Origin of the sequence: Sphingobacterium sp. HSC-15S19, assembly GCF_050433745.1 — a bacterium.
Taxonomy (GTDB): domain Bacteria; phylum Bacteroidota; class Bacteroidia; order Sphingobacteriales; family Sphingobacteriaceae; genus Sphingobacterium; species Sphingobacterium siyangense.
In genome coordinates, this window is record NZ_JBNPWQ010000020.1 from 1 (window position 1) to 25,070 (window position 25,070).

24 protein-coding genes are annotated in these 25,070 nt (G+C 40.6%); 16 read left to right on the plus strand and 8 right to left on the minus strand.

Going from position 1 to position 25,070, the window contains the following annotated elements; genetic code table 11:
• Window positions 1-81: 81 nt before the first annotated feature.
• Window positions 82-984 carry a glycoside hydrolase family 18 protein gene (locus tag L1283_RS16670; protein ID WP_429626350.1) on the minus strand — a complete coding sequence of 301 codons (903 nt, stop codon included), beginning with the start codon at window positions 982-984 and terminating at the stop codon, window positions 82-84.
• 86 nt (window positions 985-1,070) lie between these two features.
• Window positions 1,071-2,264, minus strand: coding sequence for a DUF5009 domain-containing protein (locus L1283_RS16675; RefSeq protein ID WP_286851195.1), 1,194 nt, complete (start codon window positions 2,262-2,264; stop codon window positions 1,071-1,073).
• A 553-nt stretch (window positions 2,265-2,817) separates the two neighbouring features.
• On the opposite strand from L1283_RS16675, the gene L1283_RS16680 reads away from it, so the two are divergent.
• Window positions 2,818-3,321: a GNAT family N-acetyltransferase gene (locus L1283_RS16680; protein WP_088162839.1), complete on the plus strand. Its 504-nt coding sequence runs from the start codon at window positions 2,818-2,820 to the stop codon at window positions 3,319-3,321.
• A gap of 81 nt (window positions 3,322-3,402) precedes the next feature.
• Window positions 3,403-3,846 carry a hypothetical protein gene (locus tag L1283_RS16685; protein WP_157626209.1) on the plus strand — a complete coding sequence of 148 codons (444 nt, stop codon included), beginning with the start codon at window positions 3,403-3,405 and terminating at the stop codon, window positions 3,844-3,846.
• 61 nt (window positions 3,847-3,907) lie between these two features.
• Here L1283_RS16685 and L1283_RS16690 read toward each other — a convergent pair whose 3' ends face one another.
• A complete protein-coding gene (locus tag L1283_RS16690) occupies window positions 3,908-4,726 on the minus strand; it encodes a universal stress protein (protein WP_088162840.1) in 819 nt (272 codons plus the stop codon).
• A 117-nt stretch (window positions 4,727-4,843) separates the two neighbouring features.
• Window positions 4,844-5,731 (minus strand): sugar phosphate isomerase/epimerase family protein, encoded by an 888-nt coding sequence (locus L1283_RS16695; protein WP_088162841.1) that lies wholly within the window; start codon window positions 5,729-5,731, stop codon window positions 4,844-4,846.
• 264 nt (window positions 5,732-5,995) lie between these two features.
• Here L1283_RS16695 and L1283_RS16700 point away from each other — a divergent pair, with 264 nt between their 5' ends.
• Both L1283_RS16700 and L1283_RS16705 read left to right on the plus strand, forming a co-directional pair.
• Entirely contained in the window at window positions 5,996-6,178 is a 183-nt protein-coding gene (locus tag L1283_RS16700) for a hypothetical protein (protein ID WP_088162842.1), read from the plus strand.
• A gap of 477 nt (window positions 6,179-6,655) precedes the next feature.
• Complete coding sequence (locus L1283_RS16705) at window positions 6,656-7,129, plus strand: helix-turn-helix domain-containing protein (RefSeq protein WP_075994063.1); 474 nt, start codon at window positions 6,656-6,658, stop codon at window positions 7,127-7,129.
• Window positions 7,130-7,137: 8 nt separating this feature from the next.
• Here the strand turns inward: L1283_RS16705 and L1283_RS16710 are convergent, their stop codons facing one another.
• Window positions 7,138-8,193 (minus strand): fatty acid desaturase, encoded by a 1,056-nt coding sequence (locus L1283_RS16710; protein ID WP_286851194.1) that lies wholly within the window; start codon window positions 8,191-8,193, stop codon window positions 7,138-7,140.
• A gap of 471 nt (window positions 8,194-8,664) precedes the next feature.
• On the opposite strand from L1283_RS16710, the gene L1283_RS16715 reads away from it, so the two are divergent.
• Window positions 8,665-9,327 (plus strand): DUF6266 family protein, encoded by a 663-nt coding sequence (locus tag L1283_RS16715; protein ID WP_286851192.1) that lies wholly within the window; start codon window positions 8,665-8,667, stop codon window positions 9,325-9,327.
• Window positions 9,328-9,670: 343 nt separating this feature from the next.
• Here the strand turns inward: L1283_RS16715 and L1283_RS16720 are convergent, their stop codons facing one another.
• Together L1283_RS16720 and L1283_RS16725 are read right to left on the minus strand one after the other, a co-directional pair.
• A complete protein-coding gene (locus L1283_RS16720; protein ID WP_145328302.1) occupies window positions 9,671-10,081 on the minus strand; it encodes a hypothetical protein in 411 nt (136 codons plus the stop codon).
• 231 nt (window positions 10,082-10,312) lie between these two features.
• Entirely contained in the window at window positions 10,313-12,175 is a 1,863-nt protein-coding gene (locus L1283_RS16725; protein ID WP_286851191.1) for a vWA domain-containing protein, read from the minus strand.
• Between the two features lie 81 nt (window positions 12,176-12,256).
• Between L1283_RS16725 and L1283_RS16730 the strand changes: the two genes are divergently transcribed.
• The 5 genes from L1283_RS16730 (at window position 12,257) to L1283_RS16750 (ending at window position 17,712) form a co-directional block, all read left to right on the plus strand.
• Window positions 12,257-12,835 carry an RNA polymerase sigma factor gene (locus L1283_RS16730; protein WP_075994067.1) on the plus strand — a complete coding sequence of 193 codons (579 nt, stop codon included), beginning with the start codon at window positions 12,257-12,259 and terminating at the stop codon, window positions 12,833-12,835.
• Window positions 12,822-14,093, plus strand: a complete 1,272-nt coding sequence (locus tag L1283_RS16735) for a carboxypeptidase-like regulatory domain-containing protein (RefSeq protein WP_145328304.1) — start codon at window positions 12,822-12,824, stop codon at window positions 14,091-14,093. Before L1283_RS16730 ends, L1283_RS16735 begins: the two co-directional genes overlap by 14 nt.
• Before the next feature lie 180 nt (window positions 14,094-14,273).
• On the plus strand, window positions 14,274-16,244 hold the full coding sequence (locus L1283_RS16740) for a DUF3857 domain-containing protein (protein ID WP_088162849.1): 1,971 nt from the start codon (window positions 14,274-14,276) through the stop codon (window positions 16,242-16,244).
• A 393-nt stretch (window positions 16,245-16,637) separates the two neighbouring features.
• On the plus strand, window positions 16,638-17,189 hold the full coding sequence (locus L1283_RS16745; RefSeq protein WP_088162850.1) for a dihydrofolate reductase family protein: 552 nt from the start codon (window positions 16,638-16,640) through the stop codon (window positions 17,187-17,189).
• Window positions 17,179-17,712, plus strand: a complete 534-nt coding sequence (locus L1283_RS16750) for a MepB family protein (protein ID WP_088162851.1) — start codon at window positions 17,179-17,181, stop codon at window positions 17,710-17,712. Before L1283_RS16745 ends, L1283_RS16750 begins: the two co-directional genes overlap by 11 nt.
• Here L1283_RS16750 and L1283_RS16755 read toward each other — a convergent pair.
• Window positions 17,709-19,193: a PLP-dependent aminotransferase family protein gene (locus L1283_RS16755; RefSeq protein WP_088162852.1), complete on the minus strand. Its 1,485-nt coding sequence runs from the start codon at window positions 19,191-19,193 to the stop codon at window positions 17,709-17,711. The genes L1283_RS16750 and L1283_RS16755 overlap by 4 nt on opposite strands.
• A 143-nt stretch (window positions 19,194-19,336) precedes the next feature.
• Between L1283_RS16755 and bioB the strand changes: the two genes are divergently transcribed.
• From bioB to bioD, 6 genes are read left to right on the plus strand one after another with little or no spacing between them, the layout of a single operon-like run.
• The gene (bioB, locus tag L1283_RS16760; RefSeq protein WP_088162853.1) at window positions 19,337-20,416 is read left to right on the plus strand and encodes a biotin synthase BioB; all 1,080 of its coding nucleotides are present in this window, start codon (window positions 19,337-19,339) and stop codon (window positions 20,414-20,416) included.
• Window positions 20,417-20,439: 23 nt separating this feature from the next.
• Complete coding sequence (bioA, locus tag L1283_RS16765; protein ID WP_232475609.1) at window positions 20,440-21,741, plus strand: adenosylmethionine--8-amino-7-oxononanoate transaminase; 1,302 nt, start codon at window positions 20,440-20,442, stop codon at window positions 21,739-21,741.
• The gene (locus tag L1283_RS16770) at window positions 21,738-22,898 is read left to right on the plus strand and encodes an 8-amino-7-oxononanoate synthase (protein ID WP_088162854.1); all 1,161 of its coding nucleotides are present in this window, start codon (window positions 21,738-21,740) and stop codon (window positions 22,896-22,898) included. Before bioA ends, L1283_RS16770 begins: the two co-directional genes overlap by 4 nt.
• Window positions 22,895-23,593: a pimeloyl-ACP methyl esterase BioG family protein gene (locus tag L1283_RS16775; protein ID WP_088162855.1), complete on the plus strand. Its 699-nt coding sequence runs from the start codon at window positions 22,895-22,897 to the stop codon at window positions 23,591-23,593. The genes L1283_RS16770 and L1283_RS16775 overlap by 4 nt, the downstream gene beginning before the upstream one ends.
• 5 nt (window positions 23,594-23,598) lie before the next feature.
• Window positions 23,599-24,348 carry a malonyl-ACP O-methyltransferase BioC gene (gene bioC, locus L1283_RS16780; protein WP_157698574.1) on the plus strand — a complete coding sequence of 250 codons (750 nt, stop codon included), beginning with the start codon at window positions 23,599-23,601 and terminating at the stop codon, window positions 24,346-24,348.
• Window positions 24,349-24,402: 54 nt separating this feature from the next.
• On the plus strand, window positions 24,403-25,035 hold the full coding sequence (gene bioD / locus L1283_RS16785; RefSeq protein ID WP_088162857.1) for a dethiobiotin synthase: 633 nt from the start codon (window positions 24,403-24,405) through the stop codon (window positions 25,033-25,035).
• The last annotated feature ends 35 nt before the right edge of the window (window positions 25,036-25,070 follow it).

The following is a 25,070-nucleotide window of genomic DNA, read 5'->3' on the forward strand; positions in this document are numbered from 1 at the left end:
CAGCCAGTATGGCAGTTGAATAACAGCTTTAAACGCACTACGCATCCCTAATTCTAATTCAATTTTGAGGGGTCAGCTTGTTCAAGTATATCCAGTCAGTACAAAATCCCCTTTATCGTTGACAAGATAATGCGCTTTAGCCTCATCGTCCCATTTCTGCTCAAAGCCCTGAAGTGAAAGCAGATCTTTATAATCGATAAAACCCTTGACTTCAGTTTTATTACCTCGACCATAGAATGGAATTCCCAGCACCAATTTTTCAACAGGCATACCGCCTTCGATATGAGCCTTAACGGCCTCCACACAAGTTGTATGTCCAGATAAAGGTGAACGGTGCAAACTCGCGTGATGATAAGGCGGATGACCCGAATCATAAGTCATAATATTCACAAAATCCACATCATTCTTAATCTTGTCAAAAGCAATATACTTACCGTTCGCAACAGAAGCCAAAGTCAACAGTTTCTTCTTACCAATAGCCTTGCGGATATCGTGCATGAGCAAGGTGAAATTCTCCGTATCCGCTAAAGAAGACGAGATCCCTGCAGAAGAATTCGTTGGATATTCCCAGTCGATATCAATACCATCAAGATTAAACGCCCTCATCACACGCCAGCAGTCTTTGGCAAACTTTTGCCGATTAGATTCATTAGCAGCCATTTCGCTAAACCGACCGCTTCCCCAGCCGCCAACGGACAGCAATACCTTGAGATGTGGATGTGTTTTCTTAAGATCCGTAATAGCCTTCAATCTGGATTCATTATCTATACGTAGGCCGTCAAAGCTGTCGCTGACATGTGCAAAAGCATAATTGATATGCGTCAGATAAGTCGGATCAGGCATCACTTTAGACCAGGAAGTGACATAGGCGATAACAACTTTTTTGTTTTTCGCTCGTGCACAACTTACACTAGGATACAACAATAAAGTCAATAACAGAACAGTGAAGGTCTGACTAAATATTGATTTCAATTTACATTCCATAATAGCTTCTTATTTTGTTTCTAGATGATATTGATCGTCCTAAAATATAATCCGTAAAGCATTCACATTTGATGCTTACTCGCTAACTAAAGTTTCAGATAAATATGTAGCTTCTTTAGCAAGATTGCATACCACAACATGGCTAAAGCCCAAAACAATGAACCGGCAATAGCTAAGCTCATATAATCCGATTGCTTATAAAAGAACAGTGGAAGATGAAAACCCCAACAGACAAAGTAGATCAGATCAGGAGCAAGATAGGTCGTTAATGAGTTCTTTCCGGCCTCCTCAAACAATCTTATCCCGCGATGGTAGCCTTTCACATCAATGAAATAATAAAGTGGTATCAAAAGCAATACGCTAATCCCGCAACAAACCAATGCCCAGCTCGGCGTACCATGGATTTTGGATAAAATAAACCAAAAACGCAATACAAAACCTGCAACTAGCCAAATCAAACCAATAATCAGCAAAAAACGCAACAATATCCGCGGATTTGCCGCATAACGTTTCATAAGCATCCCTATGGTTGTTCCGGACAGCACAATACAGGGTATATTGCCAGCTAGAAGAACATGTAAATATCTTCCGGCACCAGGGAATTCAACTTTAAATCCCATTTGGCTCAGCATATTGAGTACCAAAAACAGCAACCAACCACATACAACCACAATTATCTTTCCCCTGCTCAATAAGAAAATAGAAGCCGCGGCAAAATATCCCCATCCAATCAGCCCTAAAATCCCCCACCACCCTACTTCCAAGCCTTTTCCATCCGACGCTTTGAAAATATACAGGAGATAAATGATCCCCATGATACCAACTGCACGCAGCCCCTTATAAATGGACTGATATTGCATGTCCTTCGGATAATGATTCCAAATCAGAAAAACGAATACATATAGCAGTGCCAACCACAACAAATGTGACATCCCCGTCAGCTGTGGATCAACTCGCGAACCATTCAATATCAATACACCAATAAGCAATAAACTCAATGTTCTGAACAGAATATGAACAAAAATGACCTTTGTCGATGAACCCATCTTTTCCCTGGCCGCAACAGCATAAGGCACTGCCATTCCAACCATAAAAAGAAATCCCGGAAATACCCAATCCGCCAATCCCATTCCGTCCTCTTCTGCTTCCGAATGAACCAGCCATTTAGGTACACCTGGAATAAACAAGTCATTGACAAATAGCATCAAGAACAGCGTGAAACCACGCATAACATCCATTGAACGGATTCGGATTTTAGGTACAGCTTGCAATGCGTTCATAATTGATTCGTTGTATTCAAAAAAGTAGCTAACAGCATAGCTGCTAGCCAATCTCTTCCCTAGATCCTTCTTAGCTAATTTTTTAGTGATTTTATGGCGACCGGAACTCGGTGAAAAATTCCTGCTTAGAAAAGTTCCTGTATAACTAAACGAAAAGACAAGCTATTTCGCTAAGATCTATCATCAATAACGCTGATGTCTCTTCGTTGAATGATCTAAGATGAGAAAAAAATAACACTATATAGTGAAATATTTGTTCAAATTAGTGTAAATTTTACTCATAAAACACAGAAATCGTGTAATTTACCCCTGTGATCGATATAAACCAGCCAGAAGCACAACAAGAAATGTCTCACATGTATGAATTGTTACCTTTATGAAGGGTAATTGTATTGCATATAAAAAGCAATTTATCTAAGTTTGACAAAAACAGATTTAATACATAGCCGATCGCCATGAAATTCATTCTTTTTATCTGCTTGCTATTCGCAACACAAGCTATCTTCGGGCAGCATATCAGAGTCGTCCAAACAACAATTAAACAGTACAAACCATGAATCAATTAAAATTTCGCGACGCAGCACAACATGATTTACCACGCATAGTAGAAATATACAACTCTACAATAGCCTCCCGCATGGTTACTGCAGACACTGCCCCGGTATCTGTTACCAGTAGACAAAAATGGTTTGACGAACATAACGCTTCGAAAAGACCTCTGTGGCTGATAGAAGATGAAAATAACCAGATACTTGGTTGGGTAAGTTTTCAATCTTTCTATGGTCGTCCAGCTTATGACGCAACAGTAGAAATCAGTATCTATTTGGATGAACAGCAGCGTGGTCGAGGCCTGGGTAAACAGATTCTCCAGTACTGCATTGATAAAGCTCCAGATTTAGGCGTACATACCTTATTGGGATTTATCTTTGCACACAATCTTCCAAGCATTGCATTATTTGAAAAAATGGGTTTCACGGAATGGGCTAACCTACCCAATATAGCAACCTTAGATCAGGAAGAACGTAGTCTAAAAATATTAGGTATACGAATTAAATAATAGCATGACTACCTAAGCTGTCGCCAAAAATAAAATTGTTAAATTAAAGTATTAACTTGATAAGATCTATAATTCGGTAATATGAAACATTTAATCCAATTCTCCTTGATGTTGATTGCTTATGTATTTATTTTTTCCAGCCCCCTGTTGGCACAAAATCCAGACCGTACTAAAACTATCCCGATCGCAAGTGATTCGGCATACAGCAAGATAATACAAGTGCTTCAGGATGGTGGTTATTTTATTGTACAGCTCGATCGGCCTTCGGGATTTATTCAAACCAGTACATATCTTGAAAACAATAATCTCCTAAGCAATAAAGAAGGAGAAAAATTAATTTTCAACTTCCTGATCAGCCCTTTACAAGCTAAAAGATCAAAAATAGTTCTAAATATATTTTCAATACAAAGGCGTAAAGGCGGGAGTTTTGACGCACCTAATTATTATGATGAAGATAAGGGAATCGTCCGGAACAATAAAGCCTACCAGCAAATTTGGGATAAGATACTCCCGCTATTTCAATAAGTACAATCAAGATAAAGCCCAGTTGATCTCAGCTCACCTGGGCTTTTATAGTTAAAAAGAATTAGATCGAGATTGTCAGCAAAGGAACATCCAGCCCCGAGGCCATCATACGCGTCTTACTTCGATGGGTCAATGAGCTCCAAAAACCGTACCTATAGGGGATCATAACCAACAGATCCGTACTGCTTTCTTTTACCTCGTCCCGGATAGCTTTTACGACCTCATTGGACGTTACATTTTTGTAGTAATAACTTACGATTCCCATCACGTCGTTGATGGTTTCCCGTGTTTCTTTTCCTTTTTCCTCATTTAGCTGCTCCACTGTCTTACGAATGTTGAGAACCTCTAATACCGCATCAAATTCAGCTGCAAAATCCTTTACTTTTTCAAGAATTTCCTTTTGCACACCACGAACAATATCACAGGCAAAAAGAATATGCTCCAAACCCGTAAATTTTGCGCCAAGCGGAACTGAAAGGATTGGTATTTTTAACTTACTAATGGCTGCCGTGGTCGTATTGCCAAGCATATCTTGGTCAAAGGAACGTTTGGCCATTCCCATCACCAACAAATCGGCATTCGTCTCATGGATGCACTTGGTAATCTGATCATAAAACAAGCCTGCTGCCAGATAAGGAATAGTCAAAACACCACTTTCGGCAGTAATAGCCTCGGCTTTACGTCGTAAAACCTTACTTTGATGTTCAAAAATCTTGAACATAGAATCGGGAGAAAGTCGAGCGTTCATCGCATGGATGGAAGGATTTTGAAGAGAAAATAAAACGAGCTCGTATTCTTTTCCTGCGAAAACTTCCATAATAAACTTTAAGGCATGTTCGGCCTCTTCAGCATAGTCTGTGGCAACAATAATCCGTTTCATATGGTCTAATTTAATTCAATAAAAAATCCCTTTTTATTACATTCAAGTTAACGAAAAATAATAAATCTATCAAACGGAGAATTGTCTCAACTGGGTCAATTTTCTCCCGATTTCGGGCTATTTTAAGTAGCTAGCCTTTACAAAAGAAGCTTTTTTTAGATAATCAATGCTTTGTTGTAAACCGGTGTAAATATCGTTACGTGTTTCTTCCAGCTCAACAAAAATATATTGCAGGCCAGCAACTTTTGAATTGTTAAAAATTGCATCAAAACCGACCATACCACTTTGACCAATCTCACGATGATCCTTAATGTGCAAAGCCTTGAATCTGCCGGCATATTTATTGAAATAATCAACAGGACTAACTTGTCCCATTACGGCCCAATACACATCCATCTCAAAAAATACATGCTCAGGATTTGTATGCTCTATCATATAATCGTACATCACTTTATCTTCCACTTTTCTAAACTCATGCGAGTGGTTGTGGTATCCGTATACGATTCCTTGCTGACGGCATTTCGCACCCACAGCATCAAGGTAGCGACATTGCGTTTCCAGATCCTTAAGTGTTTTAGGCACATCCATCCACGGCGTAACAATATATTTCATTCCCGCTGCCTTATGTGTAGCAATACATTCGTCCCACCATTTTAGCGATTCCGTAAAATCTCCAGAGGCAAGCTCCTTTTCTGATAAAGTCTTCGTTGCGTGTGATGAAATTACTTTCATTCCAGCTTTTTCTACTTTTGCCTTAAACTCTTGTGGGCTCAGGTTATATAATTTACCATCCTTGTATCCAGCGGCTTCTACTCCTGTATAACCCAATGCTGAGATCTTTTGTAGAATCTGGTCGAAATTCGGGTTTTTCCCGATTTCTTCACGTACAGAATATAACTGTAGACCAATTTCCTTTTTTGCAGCTTTCTGTTGTGCAAATGTTGGATTAACAGCCAACATCATACATCCAGCTACCAATGTTCCGATAAGAGTTCTTCTTTTCATTTAGTGCTCAATTATTTATTATAGACTTCGTTCAACGCAAAATTATTTGTAAACGCAGCGTTTACAGGTTGTTTAGGTTTATCGCGTTAAATATAGCCGCAATGTATGCAAATACTCGAAAAAACACAATGCTTTACCGTTTTATTTATTCACATCGCGCGCTCAGTGCCACAAAACAGGTCTTTTATATGAATTAAAAATTGGCCTAACTCAACGATTTACAGTCCACCGCTGTTCTACTTATGATAACAAACAAATTGAATCATGGAAAATAAATATGACATCCCCGAGCATAACGACCAAAAACAGGAGGAGAAATTACCTGAGGTTGCCATTGAGGAAAAAGATGATGAACCCGCTGGACGAAATTTAAAACGTACACTTATCATCGCAGTCTGTGTATTGATCGTATTTTATCTGATTTATTATTTTATGAGTGGACGATAATATGCAACTCACCACAGCTCCGGCGGAACTTGACGGATTCTTGGAAACCGAAGCTGGGCAAGCCGACTTGTTTCGCCATACACGATCTGGTAGAAACTGACCATAGAACTGGCCATCGTGCTGACGTGCTATGCCATTTACCTTAGCTCCGGTGGAACTTGACGGATTCTTGGAAACCGAAGCCAGGCCAAATGACACTATGCTCTTAAATTATTTTGTTTTTCATTTGCCCATGTTTATATGATGAATGATCATTTTGGTTATTTTACACAGGACGGTGACGTAGAGTCTATTTACTAATCGAGAGAAAGATTTATTCCTATCCGATATTTAAACCAATATAGACTTTCACGAAACATACCTTATTCCAGATTAAAAATATCTGTTAAAACAAATATAAAACAAAAAACAACAAACACAAATTTTTAAATAAAATAATAAACTATATTTTGCGCAAATTGTCATTCAATTCGTTGTATGACGGATGAAGACAAAGCATTACTGGAAACAATTGGTTTACGCTTTCGCGCGAAACGAAATGATCTATATTATTCATTGCGGGATCTATCCCATCTAACGGGCATTTCAACAGGAACACTCAATGGCATAGAAAAGGGAAAAGACTTAACGCTCACAAATTTTTTAACCCTATGTCGTAGCCTGGAAATTCAACCAACGATATTTTTTCAGCATGATATTGTCTTTAATTCTCCTTACTCCCTACCTCCCGATGCACAGGAAAGAATCACGCTAAGCAAAAAACTGGATGACCTCGTCTATCATTCGGATTTTTTCTACTCAGCACGACGTGTTTCGGAGGTATTGGTCCAATTGGGTATTGACAAGAGCCAAAGCAATAAATTCTCTGTTTACCTATCAAACTATTGTGAAGAAGGAACTCTTGTCTATCAGCAGCACGGTAACTATAAAACCTATCGTAAAAAAAGGTAAAAAAATTATTAAACTTTTTTGTTGGAAAGTTCACGAAAACGGTTTGCCCTTCTAAATGTTCCCAAATCATTAAAACGAACCCCATACTTCCGTAAGATTTCTTGTGCTTTCTTACGACCCATATGACGTACGTAAAATGTTTCATTGACAACAAAATGATGGATGCTATGTGTCCAGCCAAAAAAGAAACAAAACAATTGCATCGGAAAAGTCCACCAAACTGTCAATACCTGCGTTTGCTCAATAACATTTCCAGCTTCGACATCGCCAAAATAATGCATGTTTGACGTAATAAAATGTAAACAAAATTGGCGTAATAAGTTTGGTAATAGAATAACATAAATGATCCAACGCAAACTTATCAACATGTTATCAACATAGTGTGTAAAACTCAAATTCACTCCAAAAACCACTCTTAACCAATCAAATAATAGGTCTGCAAAGAAGAAATATAAGATCACATGTGCAAAAATAGTCACTGGAACAATGCTTAAAAACATAATCCGTTTTAGTTTTGAAGAAGTCTCCAATTTTAGATTCCCATTTTTCACCTCTTTGTCCATATCATTAAACATACGATGCAGCCGAAAGAGCCCGCCCAATACAACATCGGCCGTTGTTACCAAACGTTTGATCGACCACTGCTCGCCATTCGTCACACTGCGTTCCTCAACATCATGTAATGTACCCGAAAATTTATGATGATGATGATGCAAGGTCCTGCGTATCCAGGGATTGACAGTCAGTGGGCGTAATATCCATACACTAAAAAGCATAAAATGATGAACCACTTTTTGTCTTTTAAAATAAAGCCAATGAATCAGATCATGTTCTATTTCATGTAAAACACCCATAAAAAAGGCATTACTGACAATCATAAGCCAAGCCGGAACAAGAGCGCGAGACCAAGCTATCGATACAACAACAATCGCCAGGATCGCTAGTGCAAATATGGCCATTCCGATACTGTTCTGACTTTTTAAGATGGGGTACATTCCTTTAAGCTGTTGATAGGAAAGATTTATTTCCCTCCTAATCTGGCTCGACTTTTCCTGATGTGTCAATTCGATGTGATTTTATCGGTAAAAATAAGGATTTTTTCGCAGACATCTAACATGTTAGGTAGAATGCCCCTACCTACCAATAACCATAATAAGCTCTAAAAATATTTCCAAAAGCTGTAACAAAACGAACGGGCCCCAAAATATGTGATCCCACTATTTACCGTACTACTAGGTTAACGCAGCAGCCAACTTCTAATATATATCAGTCAAAGCAGATCACTCCTCGGATCTGCTTTTTTTGTGCAAACCATTAAGTAAGCAACAAGCGATCTCATCTCAAAAAAATAATTCTCTAAAAGGGATTTGATAGGGACTTTATAGGGACCTTATAGGGACCTCATTCGGATAAAGCCGTCTTAACTGCCTATTAGTCCCCTATCATGTAACATGTTATTTACAATTATTCCATGTATTAAACTAAACTTATCTATTCGTTCTGTGTTAGTAGCCCTACACATTTAATTTGATATTATGGCAAATGTAACACAGGGTGTAAACGGTCCTCCCTCAGGCAAAGTGGGACCAGTAGTTTTTTGTAAGTGGAAAGAGATCAATTATGTTAGATCTCTTCCGAGAGTGAATAAAAAAAGAGCACTTTCTGAAAAGGAAGTAAACAACCGAAACAAATTTGGACTTATGCAACAATTCTTAAGCCCTTACACGAAAGTCATACGGCTCGGCTTTTCAACCTACACCAAGAATATGACAGCTTATAATGCTGCAATGTCCTACAACCTTCACCATGCCATGCAAAAAGACGATGAAGGTTTTCATATCGATTATGAAAAGATTGCCCTAAGCCGAGGGTTGGACGAAGAGATTACAGGGGCAACATTTCAATTGTTGAACGAAACTATCCATATCACTTGGGAACTTAAAAACTCCGAAAAACTATTGCATGACGATCTGACAGATTTCCGAACCTTGGTACTTCTCATTCCTGAGAATCCAATAAACGCTTCACAAGGTGTTTTACTTAATAATTACATTATGGATTTACAAGAATCTATTCAAATACCGAACCTAACCCAAAGTGATACATATCATCTATATCTAGGTTTTATTGCAGCTGACGGGACTAATCGAAGCATGAATAGCAGCTATCTCGGAAATATAAGCTTGGAAAGAGGATGAAGGTGCTCCTGGGAAATAAATTCATCAAAAGGAGAAATAAGGTCACTCGAAAACAAGTACACAACACACTTAATTACAATAAGATAACAACATTTTAACCCTGAATTCATGTAAACACCTTAAATTAGTATAAACGATGTGATTTACAATCGATGGTTTCAACAGCCACATCAATTTCGGCCATGAAGCCAATCGTCTTTATATCTAGTAGGCATTTGGTTACCCCCTCAGCAATCCTCAACACATATCCATGTGCAAGCCCTACTACTTTCTCTATTCAGTTCGGCAAGCTCATACCTTGCCGAACATTCTATTACCTATCGTATCAGCCCGTCTATATGACTTAACTGCCAAAAGGATCTGTCTTTTTTTCGGTTTTTACGATTTTAATCAGATGCTCCAACGCATTTTTCAGACGTTTGGCATCTTCTTCCGTTTGGATTGCCCATAAAATTTCATCCGTACTTGGCGAGGACTTAAATCGAATTTGATAACCTGATTTTACTCTTGCGATGACAAGTACATCTGATTTGGCAATATCACTTCGAAAATGCTGGCCACTGGAAAGAAAGACTGTTAACACCTTCCCGTCTACCGTCACCGTATCAATTTTTGTATCCTTATAATGGTAAGCAACCTTATATAGCTTATTAATATAAGACATGGTCTGTTGTTTATTCAAGCTCGCATTTTGGGCTACCGATGGTACTGTAATACCAATAGCCAAAAGAAAGCACAAGAAAAAATTCTTCATTTATCTAGCATTTTTTATTTCCATACACCGCAACAACGTATCGCTCGGATTGTACTTACTTACCAAATATCACGTAACGACAATCAGCAGAAGCAAAATACGTTCCTTTTATTGATGATCTAAAAATATAGATTTTATTTACTTTTTTGGCTATTGTTCCACAAACTAAACTATTTCCAGCAGCAGCATTTCGATTGCTGCTACTGAAAATCCTTATTTAGTCATTTTTATTTATTCTTTCGATCTCGATAAATCCCGGGCATTTTCCGCAATACGGATAAATTCAGCGCGATAACCTTCCTCATCTTTGCCTTTAGAAGCTTTTGCTCGCGCTATGAGCTGATCAAAATTGGCCTTTTGCTTAAAATCAGAATCACGAAGTAATAGACCTAGTTCCGCTACCGCGGTTACGAATCGTAAATCTTCACTCACACTGTTCAATTCCGTCACAAAAGTTCCGACCACCTTTTGCTGCAACTTGCTTTTCTCCCCTTCAGGCTCCTTATACCGAAATTTAACTGTTGCCAGTTCAGCATTTCTCCGTCCAGCTGCCTGATCCGCTTGCTGCTGATACTTTAAGGGATCTACCGTTCCGATCCCCCCCGACGCTACACCGACAGGTACAATTTCATATAAGGCTGTCACCACATGTCCTACCCCCATATCACCACCTATCTTTTGATCATTATTAAAATCCTCAGCCTCCAACAAGCGATTTTCGTATCCCACTAAACGGTATGCCTGCACATAACTGGGATTAAATTCGACCTGAATCTTGACATCTTTAGCAACGGTAAACAAAGTTCCCCCAAATTCGGTTACCATCGCTTTTCGTGCTTCAGAAATATTGTCTATATAGGCATAATTCCCATGCCCTTTGTCGGCAAGGATTTCCATCTTACTGTCCTTCAGATTTCCCATGCCATACCCCAATACTGTGAGGAAAACCCCCGATTTACTTTCTTTGGAAATTAATTCTTCCATCGATTCGTCACTACTCTCCCCAACATTGAAATCGCCGTCACTAGCCAAAATGATCCGGTTGTTTCCTCCTTTGATAAATTGTTGCTTCGCAATTTCATAGGCCTTCTTAATTCCTGCAGCACCAGCAGTACTTCCACCGGCTTCCAGCTCCTCAATAGCCGATTTTATTTTCATCTTTTCATCACCGGGCGTACTCTCCAGTTTTACCCCTGCCGATCCAGCATAGGTCACAATGGCTACATGGTCCACAGCGCGAAGCTGATCGACCAACATTTTCAGCGAAGCTTTCACCAAAGGTAGACGCCCCGGTCCCATCATTGATCCCGACACATCGATCAAAAACACCAAATTGGAAGCTTTAAGATTCTCCGTCGGAATATCTTTCGCCTTTAACGTGACGCGCATAAGCTGATGCGTTGTATTCCAGGGTGCCTTCGTCAATTCGGTGACGATATTTACAGGTTCACCATTTTTAGGTCCAGCCACTTGATACTGAAAGTAATTGATCATCTCTTCAACCCGTACTGCGTCTTTTTCAGGCAGAGTTCCCGAATTGATAAATCGACGCACATTACTATAGGAAGCAGCATCAACATCGGCTGCAAAGGTCGATAAAGGCTCTTTACGTGGATTGATAAAGCTATTTTCCTTCAACTTTTGATAAGATTCTTGGTTCTGATTAGGCACATACGCCGTTCCTCTAATATACAAACCCGATACTTGCCCAGACAAAGCTGCATTAACATTCATCACCGATGCCGTCTGACGCTTCGCCTTGTGCTCATATCCGGTCACCACAACCTCATCCAGCGCATTATTTTGCTGCACCAACGCCACATCAACCTTTGACCGATGGTTGACCGCTATCCGCTGCTCAAGATATCCGATATAACTAAAAATCAAGATGTTTTTACCATCAAGGACTTGAATACGATAGTTTCCCTTGTCATCGGTCTGCACATGTGCTTTGGTTGCAGCATTGTTCACCTGTACCCCCACAATTGCCATTCCTGTATTCGCATCGACAACCTTCCCCCTAACCTCATATCCTTGCTTGGCATATCCGCCTAAGGATAGCAACAAGCCTATTACAAAAAGTATTGCTCTCATATCTTTTACATTTTTGCCAAGGGATGCCTCAAATATTAAATTTCCATAAACCAGAAAAAAAAAATATTTTTAACCAATAAAATGTTCGCATTCAAGTCGTCAAAAATAGATACAGCACAAGACCACGAGCTCTTGCTGCACTACCAGGAGTCTAAGGAGCTCCAGGTATTGGGTGATCTATACCAACGACATACGGAGATGGTATACTATGTTTGCTTACGGTATCTCCAAGATTCCGAATTGAGTAAAGATGCTGTCATGAATATCTTTGAAGAATTAATACACAAAGTCAACAAACAAGAAATCAAGGACTTCCCAAGGTGGCTTTATGTATTAAGCAAGAACCATTGTCTGATGTATTTGAGGTCTCAAAAGAACAAAACTCAAATTTCTTTGGATGAATTTGTGAAATTTCCGGGAGACATGCATCAGTATGAACAATATGATGAAAAAGAAGAACAGCTAACAGCCATGGAAGGCTGTCTGGGAAAATTACCAGACAAACAGCAACAGTCGGTTAGACTCTTCTTTTTGGAGGAAAAATGTTACAAAGAGATTAGTGAATCTACCGGTTATAGCTTGAACGAAGTAAAAAGCTATATTCAGAATGGAAAACGGAATTTAAAAAATTGCATGGAGGCTTGGAATGAGCAACAGTAATTACGACATAGCATACTTAAAGAAATACGTCAACGGCGAACTATCTCCTACGGAGATGTATGCGCTTGAACGGGAGGCGCAACGTGACCCCATGTTGGCGGATATTCTTATAGGTATTGAAATGGATCAGAATAAAACCGTAATTACAACAATCAACAACCAAATTGCGCAACGTATTGAAAAAGACAATTCCGCTAAAATAAAGGTCTTTGATTGGAAGAGACTTAGCATCGCTGCAGCAGCAGTGATCGTGTTGGGGGTTGGTCTTCTTCTTTACCGTCAACAGGACAAAAATTCATCCGAAGCGAGGCGTACCGCTGAAGTAAGTGTTACACAGGAAAAACCCAAAACAAAGGTTACAGCAGCAGATTCTATCATTCCTTCAGATGATATTGCATCAAAAATAGGATCTCAAGATCATTCGCCACAATTAGCAGATAATAACAGACCGCGGCTTCATGAACAGCACCCACTGGAAGAGGTGACCGTTTTATCCCAGGAACCCTCCCTACGTGTAAAATCACTGGAAGAAATGAAGGAAGGTCTCAATAATGATCGCCCTGTATTTGGATTAAGACCTACAGACAGTACAATTGTTATCGGTTATGCGCCAATGGCAAAGAAAAAAGATGCTTCCCAAACGATTATGATTCGAGGAACCTCAAGTTTAAACAATGCACTTGCAGGCAGGGCTCCAGGTATTTCGATCCCACAACAACAAGGTACACCGCTACAACTTACGATTCGGGACAAAGAGACGGGCTTACCTATTTCGGGAGTGACAATCATTCAACCCAATAGCAAGTTTGCTACGAATACCGACGCACAGGGACAAGCGACCATCCAACCCAGTACAATGGATTCACTCGTCGACATCATGGCGCTGGGCTACAACTCGGTTGCATTGAATATGCGTCGCAGCAAAAATACAACGATCAAACTGCAACCTTCCGGCGCCACACTTGATGAAGTCGTCGTCACAACGATGTCTTCACGCAAATCAAAAAGTGCCGAACCGATCTGGGGCTGGAGATCGTTCAACAATTACATCAAGAAAAAAACAGCTAAAAGCCGTTATGAGGGCACTGTCCGTTTAAGCTTCTATATCGATAAAGATGGATTCCCAACAAATATCAGCGTTCTCCAAAGTGCAAATGATTACCTCGATGCCAAAGCCAAAGAAATCCTACTTTCGGGACCAAAATGGAGAGGCGAAGACTACCGCTATGTCACGTTAAGCTTCGAATTCACCTTGTAAATACGCTATCTTTACGCATCTCATCAGACTACAACACAAGTTTATCTCGCTATCTGGACAAATAAGCAGTCGAAATTTATCGATCCATTTATCTTTTCAATCAATTTTATTTATAAGGGTTTGGATGTAAAATTATTTCATACTTTAGTGTTATAATTCTTAACCATACAGTCATTTTTTATGAAAAGTTTTTTCACTGGCCTCCTCTTGCTTAGTGGTATATCCCTACAAGCACAAGATTTTTCGTTCGGTAAAATAAAAAAGGAAGATTTTGCCATTACTGTTGACAAAATAGATACAGCAGCAAATGCCTTTGTCTTACGTGAATATGGATCAGCCGAAGTTAGTTATGATAAAAACAAAGGTCCGGTTGTTCAATTTTTCAGACACGTCCGCATTAAAATATTAAATAAGGAAGCTTATGATTACGCTAATTTCAGCATCCCTTTATATAAAAGTGGGAACGAACGCGAAGTCCTTATGGACATCAAGGGAGCATCCTATCACCTCGTCGGTGATAAGGTCGTGGAAACAGAGATGACGAAAGCGAATATTTTTAACGAAAACGCCTCAGAAAACTATGCGGTAACAAAAGCGGCCATTCCGCAGGTCCAAGAAGGTACAATTATTGAATACCGTTACCGTACAGAATCTCCATTTATCTTTAACCTAAATGCTTGGGAATTTCAGGAAGATCTCCCGAAACTTTATAGCCAATACGTCACCCGTATTCCCGAAGTTTTTCATTATAAAGCCAATTTAAAGGGGGGATTAGCCGTCAGTGACCGAAAGGTTGAAAATTACAACACGGGGCTAAATTCTCAAGTTGGAGAAGTCTTAGGCAATAAAACCATTTATACCATGGAAAATATCCCGGCTTTCCATACCGAAGATTACATGACTTCTTCTAAAAATTTTAGATCAATCATTTTCTTCGAACTTGGTCGGTACAGCATTCCAATGGGACCGACAAAAGACTTCTCGCTCACGTGGGAAAATGTCAGGGATAAACTCGTACAGGACGAAAGTTTTGGTGGACAAGTAAAGCGAAAAACGGCACTGAAGGAATTCATAGAACCCGTCTTGCAGGATTCAAAAGATGATCTGGAAAAAGCGGTACGGCTGTATACCTATTTTCAGAAACAAATAAAATGGAATAACCGCCATTCAATCTACGCAAAAAATATCAAAGAAGCCATCGAAAAAAGAACAGGCAATAGCGCCGATATTAACCTTGGACTGGTCAATGCCCTACGTTATGCGAAGCTAGATGCCATCCCTGTTATTTTATCGACACGTGAGAATGGCTATGCAGGACTCTATGCACCAGCGATATCAGAGTTCAATCACGTTATTGCCCGGGTAAAAATAGGTGAAAACTACTACCTGCTCGATGCAACCTCTCCCTATGAGATGTTTGGAAATATCCCGATGAAATGTGTCAATTTTCAGGGAAGATCAATTCCCCTCGAAGGCGAATCTGACTGGGTAAAACTCGAGGCAAATCTTTCATCTAGTTATAGTAATTTCTTCTATGGTGAACTGTCGGAAGATGGTGCATTAAAAGGAAAATGGATTACCTCACGTAACGGTTATGGCGCTTCCAAAATGCGTGAGCGCCTTCAAGGAAGTAATTCTGAAGAAGAATTCTATGAAAAAATAGATGAAGAAAACAATCGCATCAAAATCAACAGTTTTAAAGTATCGAATCGGGAATCTCTTGACAAACCACTAACGGAGGAGTTTGAAATTGAGATTAAGAATTTTGCAACCCTACAAAATGACCAACTTCTATTCAATCCTTATATTGACACCAAAATGTCCAAGAACCCCTTCAACCTAACGGAGCGGAATTACCCAATCGACTTTGGTTCTTTAGTCCAAGAAGAGTGCTACATTGAAATCAAACTACCAAAAGGCTATGCATATCCAACGGAAGGAAAGTTAAAAAATATCAGTATGGCTCTTCCTGAACGTGCGGCACGGTATATCTTCAAAATCAATAATACAACACCGGACGTTCTGATAATAGAATCTGCAACACAATTAAACAAACCCTTGTTTATGCCGGAAGAGTATTTTGATTTAAAAGAGTTTTTCAGCCGAATCATCCAGGCAGAAAAATTAGATGTTGTACTCAAAAAAATATAACAATATCGCTTAACACAAACTTCATTTTATATTGACGATTAGCTTAAATAAGGGTGATAACTTTGAATATCAAAAAAATAGTAAAATGATTAAAGATTCAGATTTATTCGAACTAGAGAATACCTTCCTTGGTGAAGGTTTCGAATTAGATGGTGATGATATTATCACCGATGAAGACTAGGTCTTCACTTTTTTAGCAAGTATTATTCCCCTTATATAATCTCAAAGCCCAGACATTCTTTGCTGGGCTTTTTCTTTGCTCCGTTCTTCACCAATTTGGCCAAAACTTATTATTTCCCTATCTTTATGTTATCCTGACAATCCGATATTGAGCTAACCCAGCTCCTATTTTACGGGAACACAAGCAACAGGTTTAAAGCAAATAACACACACATGAGAAAGATAATATTGGATCTGGCCATGACCCTAGATGGCTTTATTGAGGGTTCACAGGGAGAGGTTGACTGGTGTATTATGGATGATGACATGGATTTCGATGGCTTTTTGGCTTCGATCGATACCATCTTTTATGGCCGCGTGAGCTATGATGCCTGGGGTAATTTCCAGCCGCACGCTACGGCCGATGAAACAGAAATAAATCTTTGGAAAAATGTCCATGCGAAGAAAAAATATGTTTTTTCTAGTCAGGCAAGGCAAGATGAAAACGCTACTTTCATCCAGACTGACATCGCAAAACAAGTTCAGGAAATAAAAGCACAGCCCGGAAAGGATATTTGGCTATATGGTGGAGCGCGTCTAATTAAAACATTCATTCAAGCTAACCTTGTTGACGTCTATCGCATTTCCGTTCACCCTATTGCCCTGGGAAGTGGCAAGCCTTTATTCGAAAACTTACCTGAACGACTATCCCTAAAACTTGTTCAAAGCGTCACATTCAAATCGGGAGTTGTTCAGTTAATCTATACCCCCCAACATGAATCTTAACGATCAGGCAACCCCACAGATCGCCGATCATATGATCAGGAAAGCGATAGATCAACTCGAAAGCATACTTATGCTCCATTGCTCTAACCTATCACAAGATCAAACAGGTAGGGCCTATTATGGTGTTAATTTTCAACTGGGCAACAAACACTTCAAATTTAGAAAGGCCAAGATAACACCAAAAAAAGTAGGATTATTCGTTGCACTCTGGAAACGCAACACCGATGGCCAGACCATACCTTTTACTGCAGATGATCATTTCGATTATTATCTTATTTCGGTTGAACAGGAACAGCATTGCGGCCTATTTGTCTTTCCAAAACAGGCGTTAGTTGAACATACAATCCTCACAGCGGGTTCTCAAATGGGCAAACGCGGATTCCGTATTTATCCAGATTGGAGCATCCCAACAAACAAACAGGCTACCAAAAGTAAACAATGGCAGCACAGATACTTTGTGGATTTCTGTGGTCCCCACCAAGAAGCCAAAAACAAATTGACCCATATACTGCAAAGCAGCTAGTCGATATTTTCGACCAAATCGGCATAAGCTGCACGCAACAAAGAAATTGCCGCCACCATACTTTGTTCGTCAAGATGAGCAAACCCCAACCGCAATGCAGTGACCGTTTTATTTTGATAAAGGCAATTACTCGGCAACAACAGTCCCTGCGACCGCACTTTCTCCTGCAAGGCTGTCAGCGAAACAACTGTATTAAACTGTATCCAAAAAGCCAGTCCCGAAGCCGGGACGTCAAATCTGATTTTATCTTCAAAATGCCGTAACAGCAATTGTGCAAACAATTCTTTTCGCTCTGCAATTGTTTTCTGAAATTTACGCTGATACCGAAAGATATCACCCTGGTGGATAATCTCGCCCAATGTCTTCTCGATCATAAAATTCGGCTTTCCGAAGATGTTCAAATACTTTTTTCCCTCTTCCAACAGATCCTGAGGTGCGATCAAAAAATTCATTTGGAAACCAGGGTCAAAGAAACTACCGAAAGCACCTGTATAAATCACACGGTTGCCGCCATTTTTCCGGAAAAGTGATTCACCTTTCTCCTTAAAAAAGGAAGACTCAAAATCCACATCATCCTCAATAATGATAAAGTTATACTGCTCGGCCAACTGTAACAGTTGAATTTTCCTTCGCTCGGAAAGGTTAACCGTCGTTGGATACTGACACCTGGTATTGAGGTAAACACACCTGATTTCTCCGGGTCTAAATTGGTCTCCGATCTTATCTACAATCATCCCCTCCGCATCTACGGGAATGGTTTTTAGCTTGGCCCCAGCTTGACTAAAGATCATGTTAGGTAAAAAATAACTTAAATTTTCTACCAATACAATATCGTCGGGCCGGATCAATAATCGGGATAAAATTGAAAAAATCTGTTCCCGGCTGGCAATCGGCAACACGAAATTCCGGGAAAGATGAAACCCTCTTGTTAAATTCAGATAATAGCTTAACTGATCCCTAAAAAACAAATTTCCTTCAGTCGTCGTCGGAAAATCATCACTTTTCTTTTTCCGTTTCACCATGGATGCATAAAAACGCACCAGTTCCTCCGCTCCAATGACATTATAATCCGGTGTTCCATCCGTAAAATAGTACCTTTCGGGAACCTCTGAAATAGGCATATCCAATATGAGTTCCTTTCTAAAAAAGTAAGGTGCAAAATCAGGTGGCTGTCTAAATGCTTCAATCGCCGACCCGGAAGTACCGATAAGCTCGGGATTTTTCACAAAAGTCCCGCGATTAGCCAAAATTTTCACCCAGCCCTGTTCCTGCAATTCCGCTAAAGCGGCTACAATGGTTTTTCGGTGCACGTTCAGTTCTTCAGCAATTTTCCGGCTTCCGGGCAACAGATCCCCTTCTTCCAATAGATTTCGCTTGACAGCATGGATAAATTGATAAACGATCTGTAGATAGATGGCATCTTCCTTCCGGCGATCTATCTTAATAATGGAATGAAAACCTATACTAACCGGACTACTCATTATGTTTATTTCGGACTACCAAAGTTATCATTTAAACTATAATCTTTGCAATCATCATGAAAAAATAATCGCATTGAATTACGAAATCCGAATGGTCATTAAGTAAAATAGATTTGATTTTAGCATAAAAACTTAGCATTAATATGGAAACAAAACCAAAATGGACGCAGGAAGAAGTTGTCGCTTTATACAACAAACCAATAATGGACCTGCTTTATGATGCGGCATCAATACATCGGAAATATCACGACCCCAACAAAGTACAAGTGTCCACATTGATATCAATAAAAACAGGTGGGTGCCCCGAAGACTGTGCCTATTGTCCCCAGGCTGCACGTTACCATACGAATGTAAAAGCGGAAGGCTTGATGAGCTTAGAGCAGGTAACAGAGCAGGCACTGGCAGCCAAAGCTGGAGGTAGCTCAAGGATCTGTATGGGGGCCGCCTGGCGCAATGTTAAAGATGGCCCTGAGTTTGACCATGTACTTGATATGGTCCGAACACTGAATAGACTTGACATGGAAGTCTGCTGCACGCTAGGAATGCTGACCGAAAACCAAGCACAACGCCTTTCAGAAGCTGGACTATACGCCTACAACCACAACCTCGATTCCTCTGCCGATTACTATAAGGAAATTATCTCGACCAGAAGCTATGATGATCGCCTTCAAACGATCGAAAATGTACGTAAAACAAACATAACCGTATGTAGTGGTGGTATTATTGGAATGGGAGAAAGTATAGACGACCGTGCCGCGATGTTGATCACACTTGCTTCACTCATTCCACAACCCGAATCGGTACCGATCAATGCGCTCGTTCCTGTAAGCGGTACTCCAATGGAAGTCATGGAAACAGTTTCGATATGGGAAATGGTACGCATGGTGGCTACAGCCCGAATTTTATTGCCCACCACACAAGTTCGCCTTTCTGCAGGACGTACCAACATGAGTAAAGAAGGGCAAGCTTTATGCTTTTTCGCAGGAGCTAACTCGATTTTCTCAGGCGACAAACTCCTCACCACGCCCAATCCCGATGTCAATGAAGACATGGACATGTTTAAAACATTAGGTTTGGTGCCACAACAGCCATTCGAGAAAAAAAATCAACCCGAAACCATCGCAACTGAGATGGCGCATTACCATGATCTTGGTGAAAGACCAAAATGGTCAAGACCCGAACATAAAATCCAGCGCAATATCGCTAAGCAGCAAAACAAATAACAAAAATAATTCGGCAGACCATCATGGAAAGAGAAGAAATCAACCATCACGACCTTATCGATGATTTTGATAAAAAGCATCTATGGCATCCGTATACCACCATGACAAATCCCTTACCTGCCTACAAGGTTAAACGGGCAGATGGTTGTATAATCGAGTTGGAAAATGGACAGCAGCTTATAGATGGTATGTCCTCTTGGTGGTGCGCCATCCATGGTTACAATCACCCCGTCCTTAACGCTGCGGTCACAGCACAGCTCAGCAGCATGTCACACATGATGTTTGGTGGACTTACGCACGAACCAGCAATTGCTCTCGGTAAAATACTACTTGACATCACCCCTACTTCACTCAACAAAATATTTTATGCCGATTCGGGTTCTGTTGCGGTAGAAGTTGCACTTAAAATGGCTATTCAATACTGGGTCTCACAAAAAAAGACCAATAAGAAAAACTTTGTCACGATTCGTTCGGGGTACCATGGTGATACCTGGAACGCGATGTCGGTCTGTGACCCCATTACTGGCATGCACCGCATCTTTGACAATGCTTTACCCAAACGCTATTTTGCCCCTGCCCCAAAAATAGCGTTTGAGCAAGAATGGGATGCCAATGACATCCAACCCTTGGCAGACCTGATCTGCTCACACAAGGACGAATTGGCCGCTCTCATCCTTGAACCTATCGTCCAGGGAGCCGGTGGCATGCGTTTTTACCATCCGGAGTACTTGCGTCAGGCAGCACATCTCTGCAAAGAAAATCAACTTCTTTTAATCTTTGATGAGATTGCTACCGGATTTGGGCGCACGGGCAAGCTCTTTGCCTGGGAGCATGCCGGAATAGTGCCCGATATCATGTGTATCGGCAAAGCCTTGACCGGTGGCTACATGACGCTATCCGCCGTGATCACCTCAGATCATGTTGCGAATACAATCTCCAACGGTACACCAGGTACGTTTATGCACGGGCCAACTTTTATGGCAAACCCCTTGGCTTGCGCAGTAGCCCACGCTTCCATCAAATTACTATTGGCAACGGACTGGAAAGCGAAAGTAACGTTAATCGAAGAACAATTGAGACGGGAACTTAGCGCTGCAACAGCGCTGCCCCAAGTCGAGGAGCTCAGAATTCTAGGTGCAATTGCAGTCATCGAGATGAAAAACTCCGTCGATCTCTCCAGCATACAACAGCGGTTTATCGAAGAGGGAATTTGGGTAAGGCCATTCGGAAAACTGATTTATATCATGCCCCCTTTTATCATAAATGAAGGTGAGCTTCACAAGTTAACACAGGCATTGCTAGCCGTAATCAGCACAGTCCAATGATTGAAAATAGTCTAATCCAGCGCATTGAAGATGAATTATTCGCCCTTGAAAAACAAGGGAATAAACGAAAACTTCTCCTTATCACACAACAGGATAACACAGCACAGGAGCATGTTAAAGAGCATTACAACCTCTCATCGAACGATTATCTTGGACTTGCGACAGATCAGATACTTCGTCAAGAATTCCTAAACTCGGTGACAAAGGATAATGCTGTATTCAGCGCTTCCTCTTCGCGTCTACTCACAGGAAACCATGCACGCTATACGCAATTGGAAACAAAGCTGTGCCGAATGTTCGGTACGGAGAGTGCATTGGTCTTTAACAGCGGCTACCACATGAATGTAGGCATACTTCCTGCAGTTTGTGATACACAGACATTAATTCTCGCCGATAAGGGTGTGCACGCAAGCCTAATTGATGGCATCCGACTATCCAATGCAGCCTGCTACAGGTACCGGCATTCCGATTATACGCACTTAACGCAATTATTGACAAAATATGCCCATCGCTTCACATGCGTCATCATCGTTACAGAAAGTATTTTTAGCATGGATGGTGATTGCACGGACCTCAACTATCTGGTCAGTCTAAAACAACGTTTCCCCAATACCTTACTTTATGTCGATGAAGCTCACGCCGTAGGGGTACGCGGAATACAGGGACTTGGTTGCGCAGAAGAACAGCAATGTATTGCCGATATTGATTTCCTGACAGGCACTTTCGGAAAAGCTTTAGCATCGGTTGGTGGCTACCTGCTATGTAAGGAACCAATCCGAAATTATTTGATCAATAAGGCACGTACACTACTTTTTACAACAGCGTTGCCTCCAATCAATCTATTATGGACTGTGTTTATTTTGGAACGCTTAAGTGACTTTACAGACCGGCGCCAACAGCTGCACAAAAATAGCCTATTGCTCAAACAGCACATAATTGCCAAAGGCTTTAATTGTCCGTCAGAGAGTCATATTCTACCGGTCATTATCGGTAATAACAAGGAAACGGTACTGAAAGCAGAAGACCTGCAGCGAAAGGGATTTTACGTGCTTCCCATACGCCCGCCCACAGTACCAGAAGGAACGTCAAGAATCCGAATTTCATTGACAGCAACAATGACATCGTCCATGATCAAACAACTCGCAGCAAGCTTATGATACTTAAAAGAATCGCTCCTAAAAGAGTCACTCCGGTCGATAACTTGCCAGGGCAGCATCTTCAGGTAAAATCCAACGAAAAACTACTGTTATTCTTTGCAGGCTGGGGCATGGATGAACATCCTTTTTTGCACTATTCCCCAGTCGGCAAAGATCTTATTGTTGCCCATAGTTATTCGGATTTACTGTTAGACAAAAGTCTACTGGCAGGTTACCAGGAAATTGAGGTTTTCGCCTGGTCTATGGGGGTATGGGCGGCATCAATGGTACTGCCCGAACTTCAAAACAGCAATTACCCCATCAGCACATGTACTGCAATCAATGGAACACCATTTCCAATAGATGACGAAAAAGGAATTCCTAGCCAGTTATTTAAAGGAACATTGGATACACTGAGCAATAAAACGTTGGAAAAATTCAGATTACGCATGTGTGGTTCCAAGGCCCTTTTTAACTACTTTCTTGAAAGAGCCCCCCAACGCGACATCGAAGACCTCCGTTCAGAGCTCATCGCGATTGAAAAAACAGCTGGTGCAAAATCAGCAGCAGCATTCCAATGGCATCAGATATATATTGGCAAAGAAGATCGAATCTTCAACTTAGAGAATCAAAAATGCGCCTGGCCCGGTACTGCATATACGATAATCGATGCTACTCATTATCCCGAACAATTATTTAAGCACCTTTTAAGATGATCATCATGATGGACAAACAAAGGATTAGGTCCCGTTTCGCTAAAGCGGCATCTAACTATCAGTCGGCAGCGATCGCCCAATACGAAATAGCAAAAAAAATGATCAGGTTGATGCAGGAGAACATACAGCTAAGACCACAAAAAGTATTGGAAATTGGCTGTGGAACAGGGCTTTTTTCGCGGTTAATCTTACAGCATATCAAACCAAAAAAAATGGTTTTAAATGATATCTGTCCAGAAATGATGCCCCAAGTAATGGATATTTTGACATCGTCGCACACGTTCATCTGTGCTGATGCAGAAACTCATGCTTTTCCCAAAGACATCAATCTAATCGCGTCCTGTTCTACGATTCAGTGGTTCAACAATCCTCGCGCTTTCTTTGAAAGCTGTTATGGATCCCTTCCGGATTCCGGTATCCTTGCCTTCAGCACTTTTGGACATGACAATATGCACGAGGTCAATGCAACGGCACATGTTGGACTAACCTATCGATCCAAATCGGAACTTATCGCAGAACTTTTAGCGTTGAATTATAAGATCCTCGTTGCACAAGAAGAACATTTGAAACTGAACTTTGAAAGCCCACTACAAGTTCTTGTTCACCTGAAACAAACAGGGGTAACGGGAATAAAAAATCACCGGTGGACAAAAGGCAAACTTCGGGCTTTCTGTGATAAGTATACATCGCACTATGGGACAGAAGAGGGCGTATCCCTAACCTACCATCCCATCTATATTATTGCAAAAAAATAACAGCTGAGCACTCGAATTACAAACAATCGAACAACCTACAAAAGAAATACAGCGATGAATGAAAATATCTATTTTGTTTCCGGCATAGATACCGGGATCGGAAAAAGTTATGCGACTGGCCTCCTCGCGAAAAAATGGAATACAAGCGGTATACGCACCATTACCCAAAAGCTTGTACAAACTGGAAATACAACTATTTCTGAAGACATCGTCCTCCATCGCCAACTCATGGAAATCCCATTAACAGCAGAAGATCACCAGAAAATTACGATGCCGGAGATTTTCACCTACCCCGCCTCCCCTCATCTAGCAGCACGTCTCGATAATCGTGAAATTGACTTTAAAAAGATCAGACAGGCTAGCTTAACATTAAGCCAACGCTACGACGCTGTTCTTATTGAGGGTGCAGGTGGATTGATGGTTCCATTAAGAGAAGATTATCTGATTATCGATTACATCCAAGAAATGCAGTATCCACTTATTTTTGTCACCTCTGGAAAATTAGGGAGTATCAATCATACCTTACTTAGTCTGGAAGCGATCACCAGGCGCAAGATCAATCTACATACCTTGGTTTACAATACATTCCCCGTTCATAAAGACTGCACCATAAGTACTGATACGGAGTTGTATCTTCGTCGTTATATAGAAACAAACTATCCGGAGACCTTATTTGTTCGCGTGTAAATAAGGTCAAGCGGATACTATTGATAGATATATAG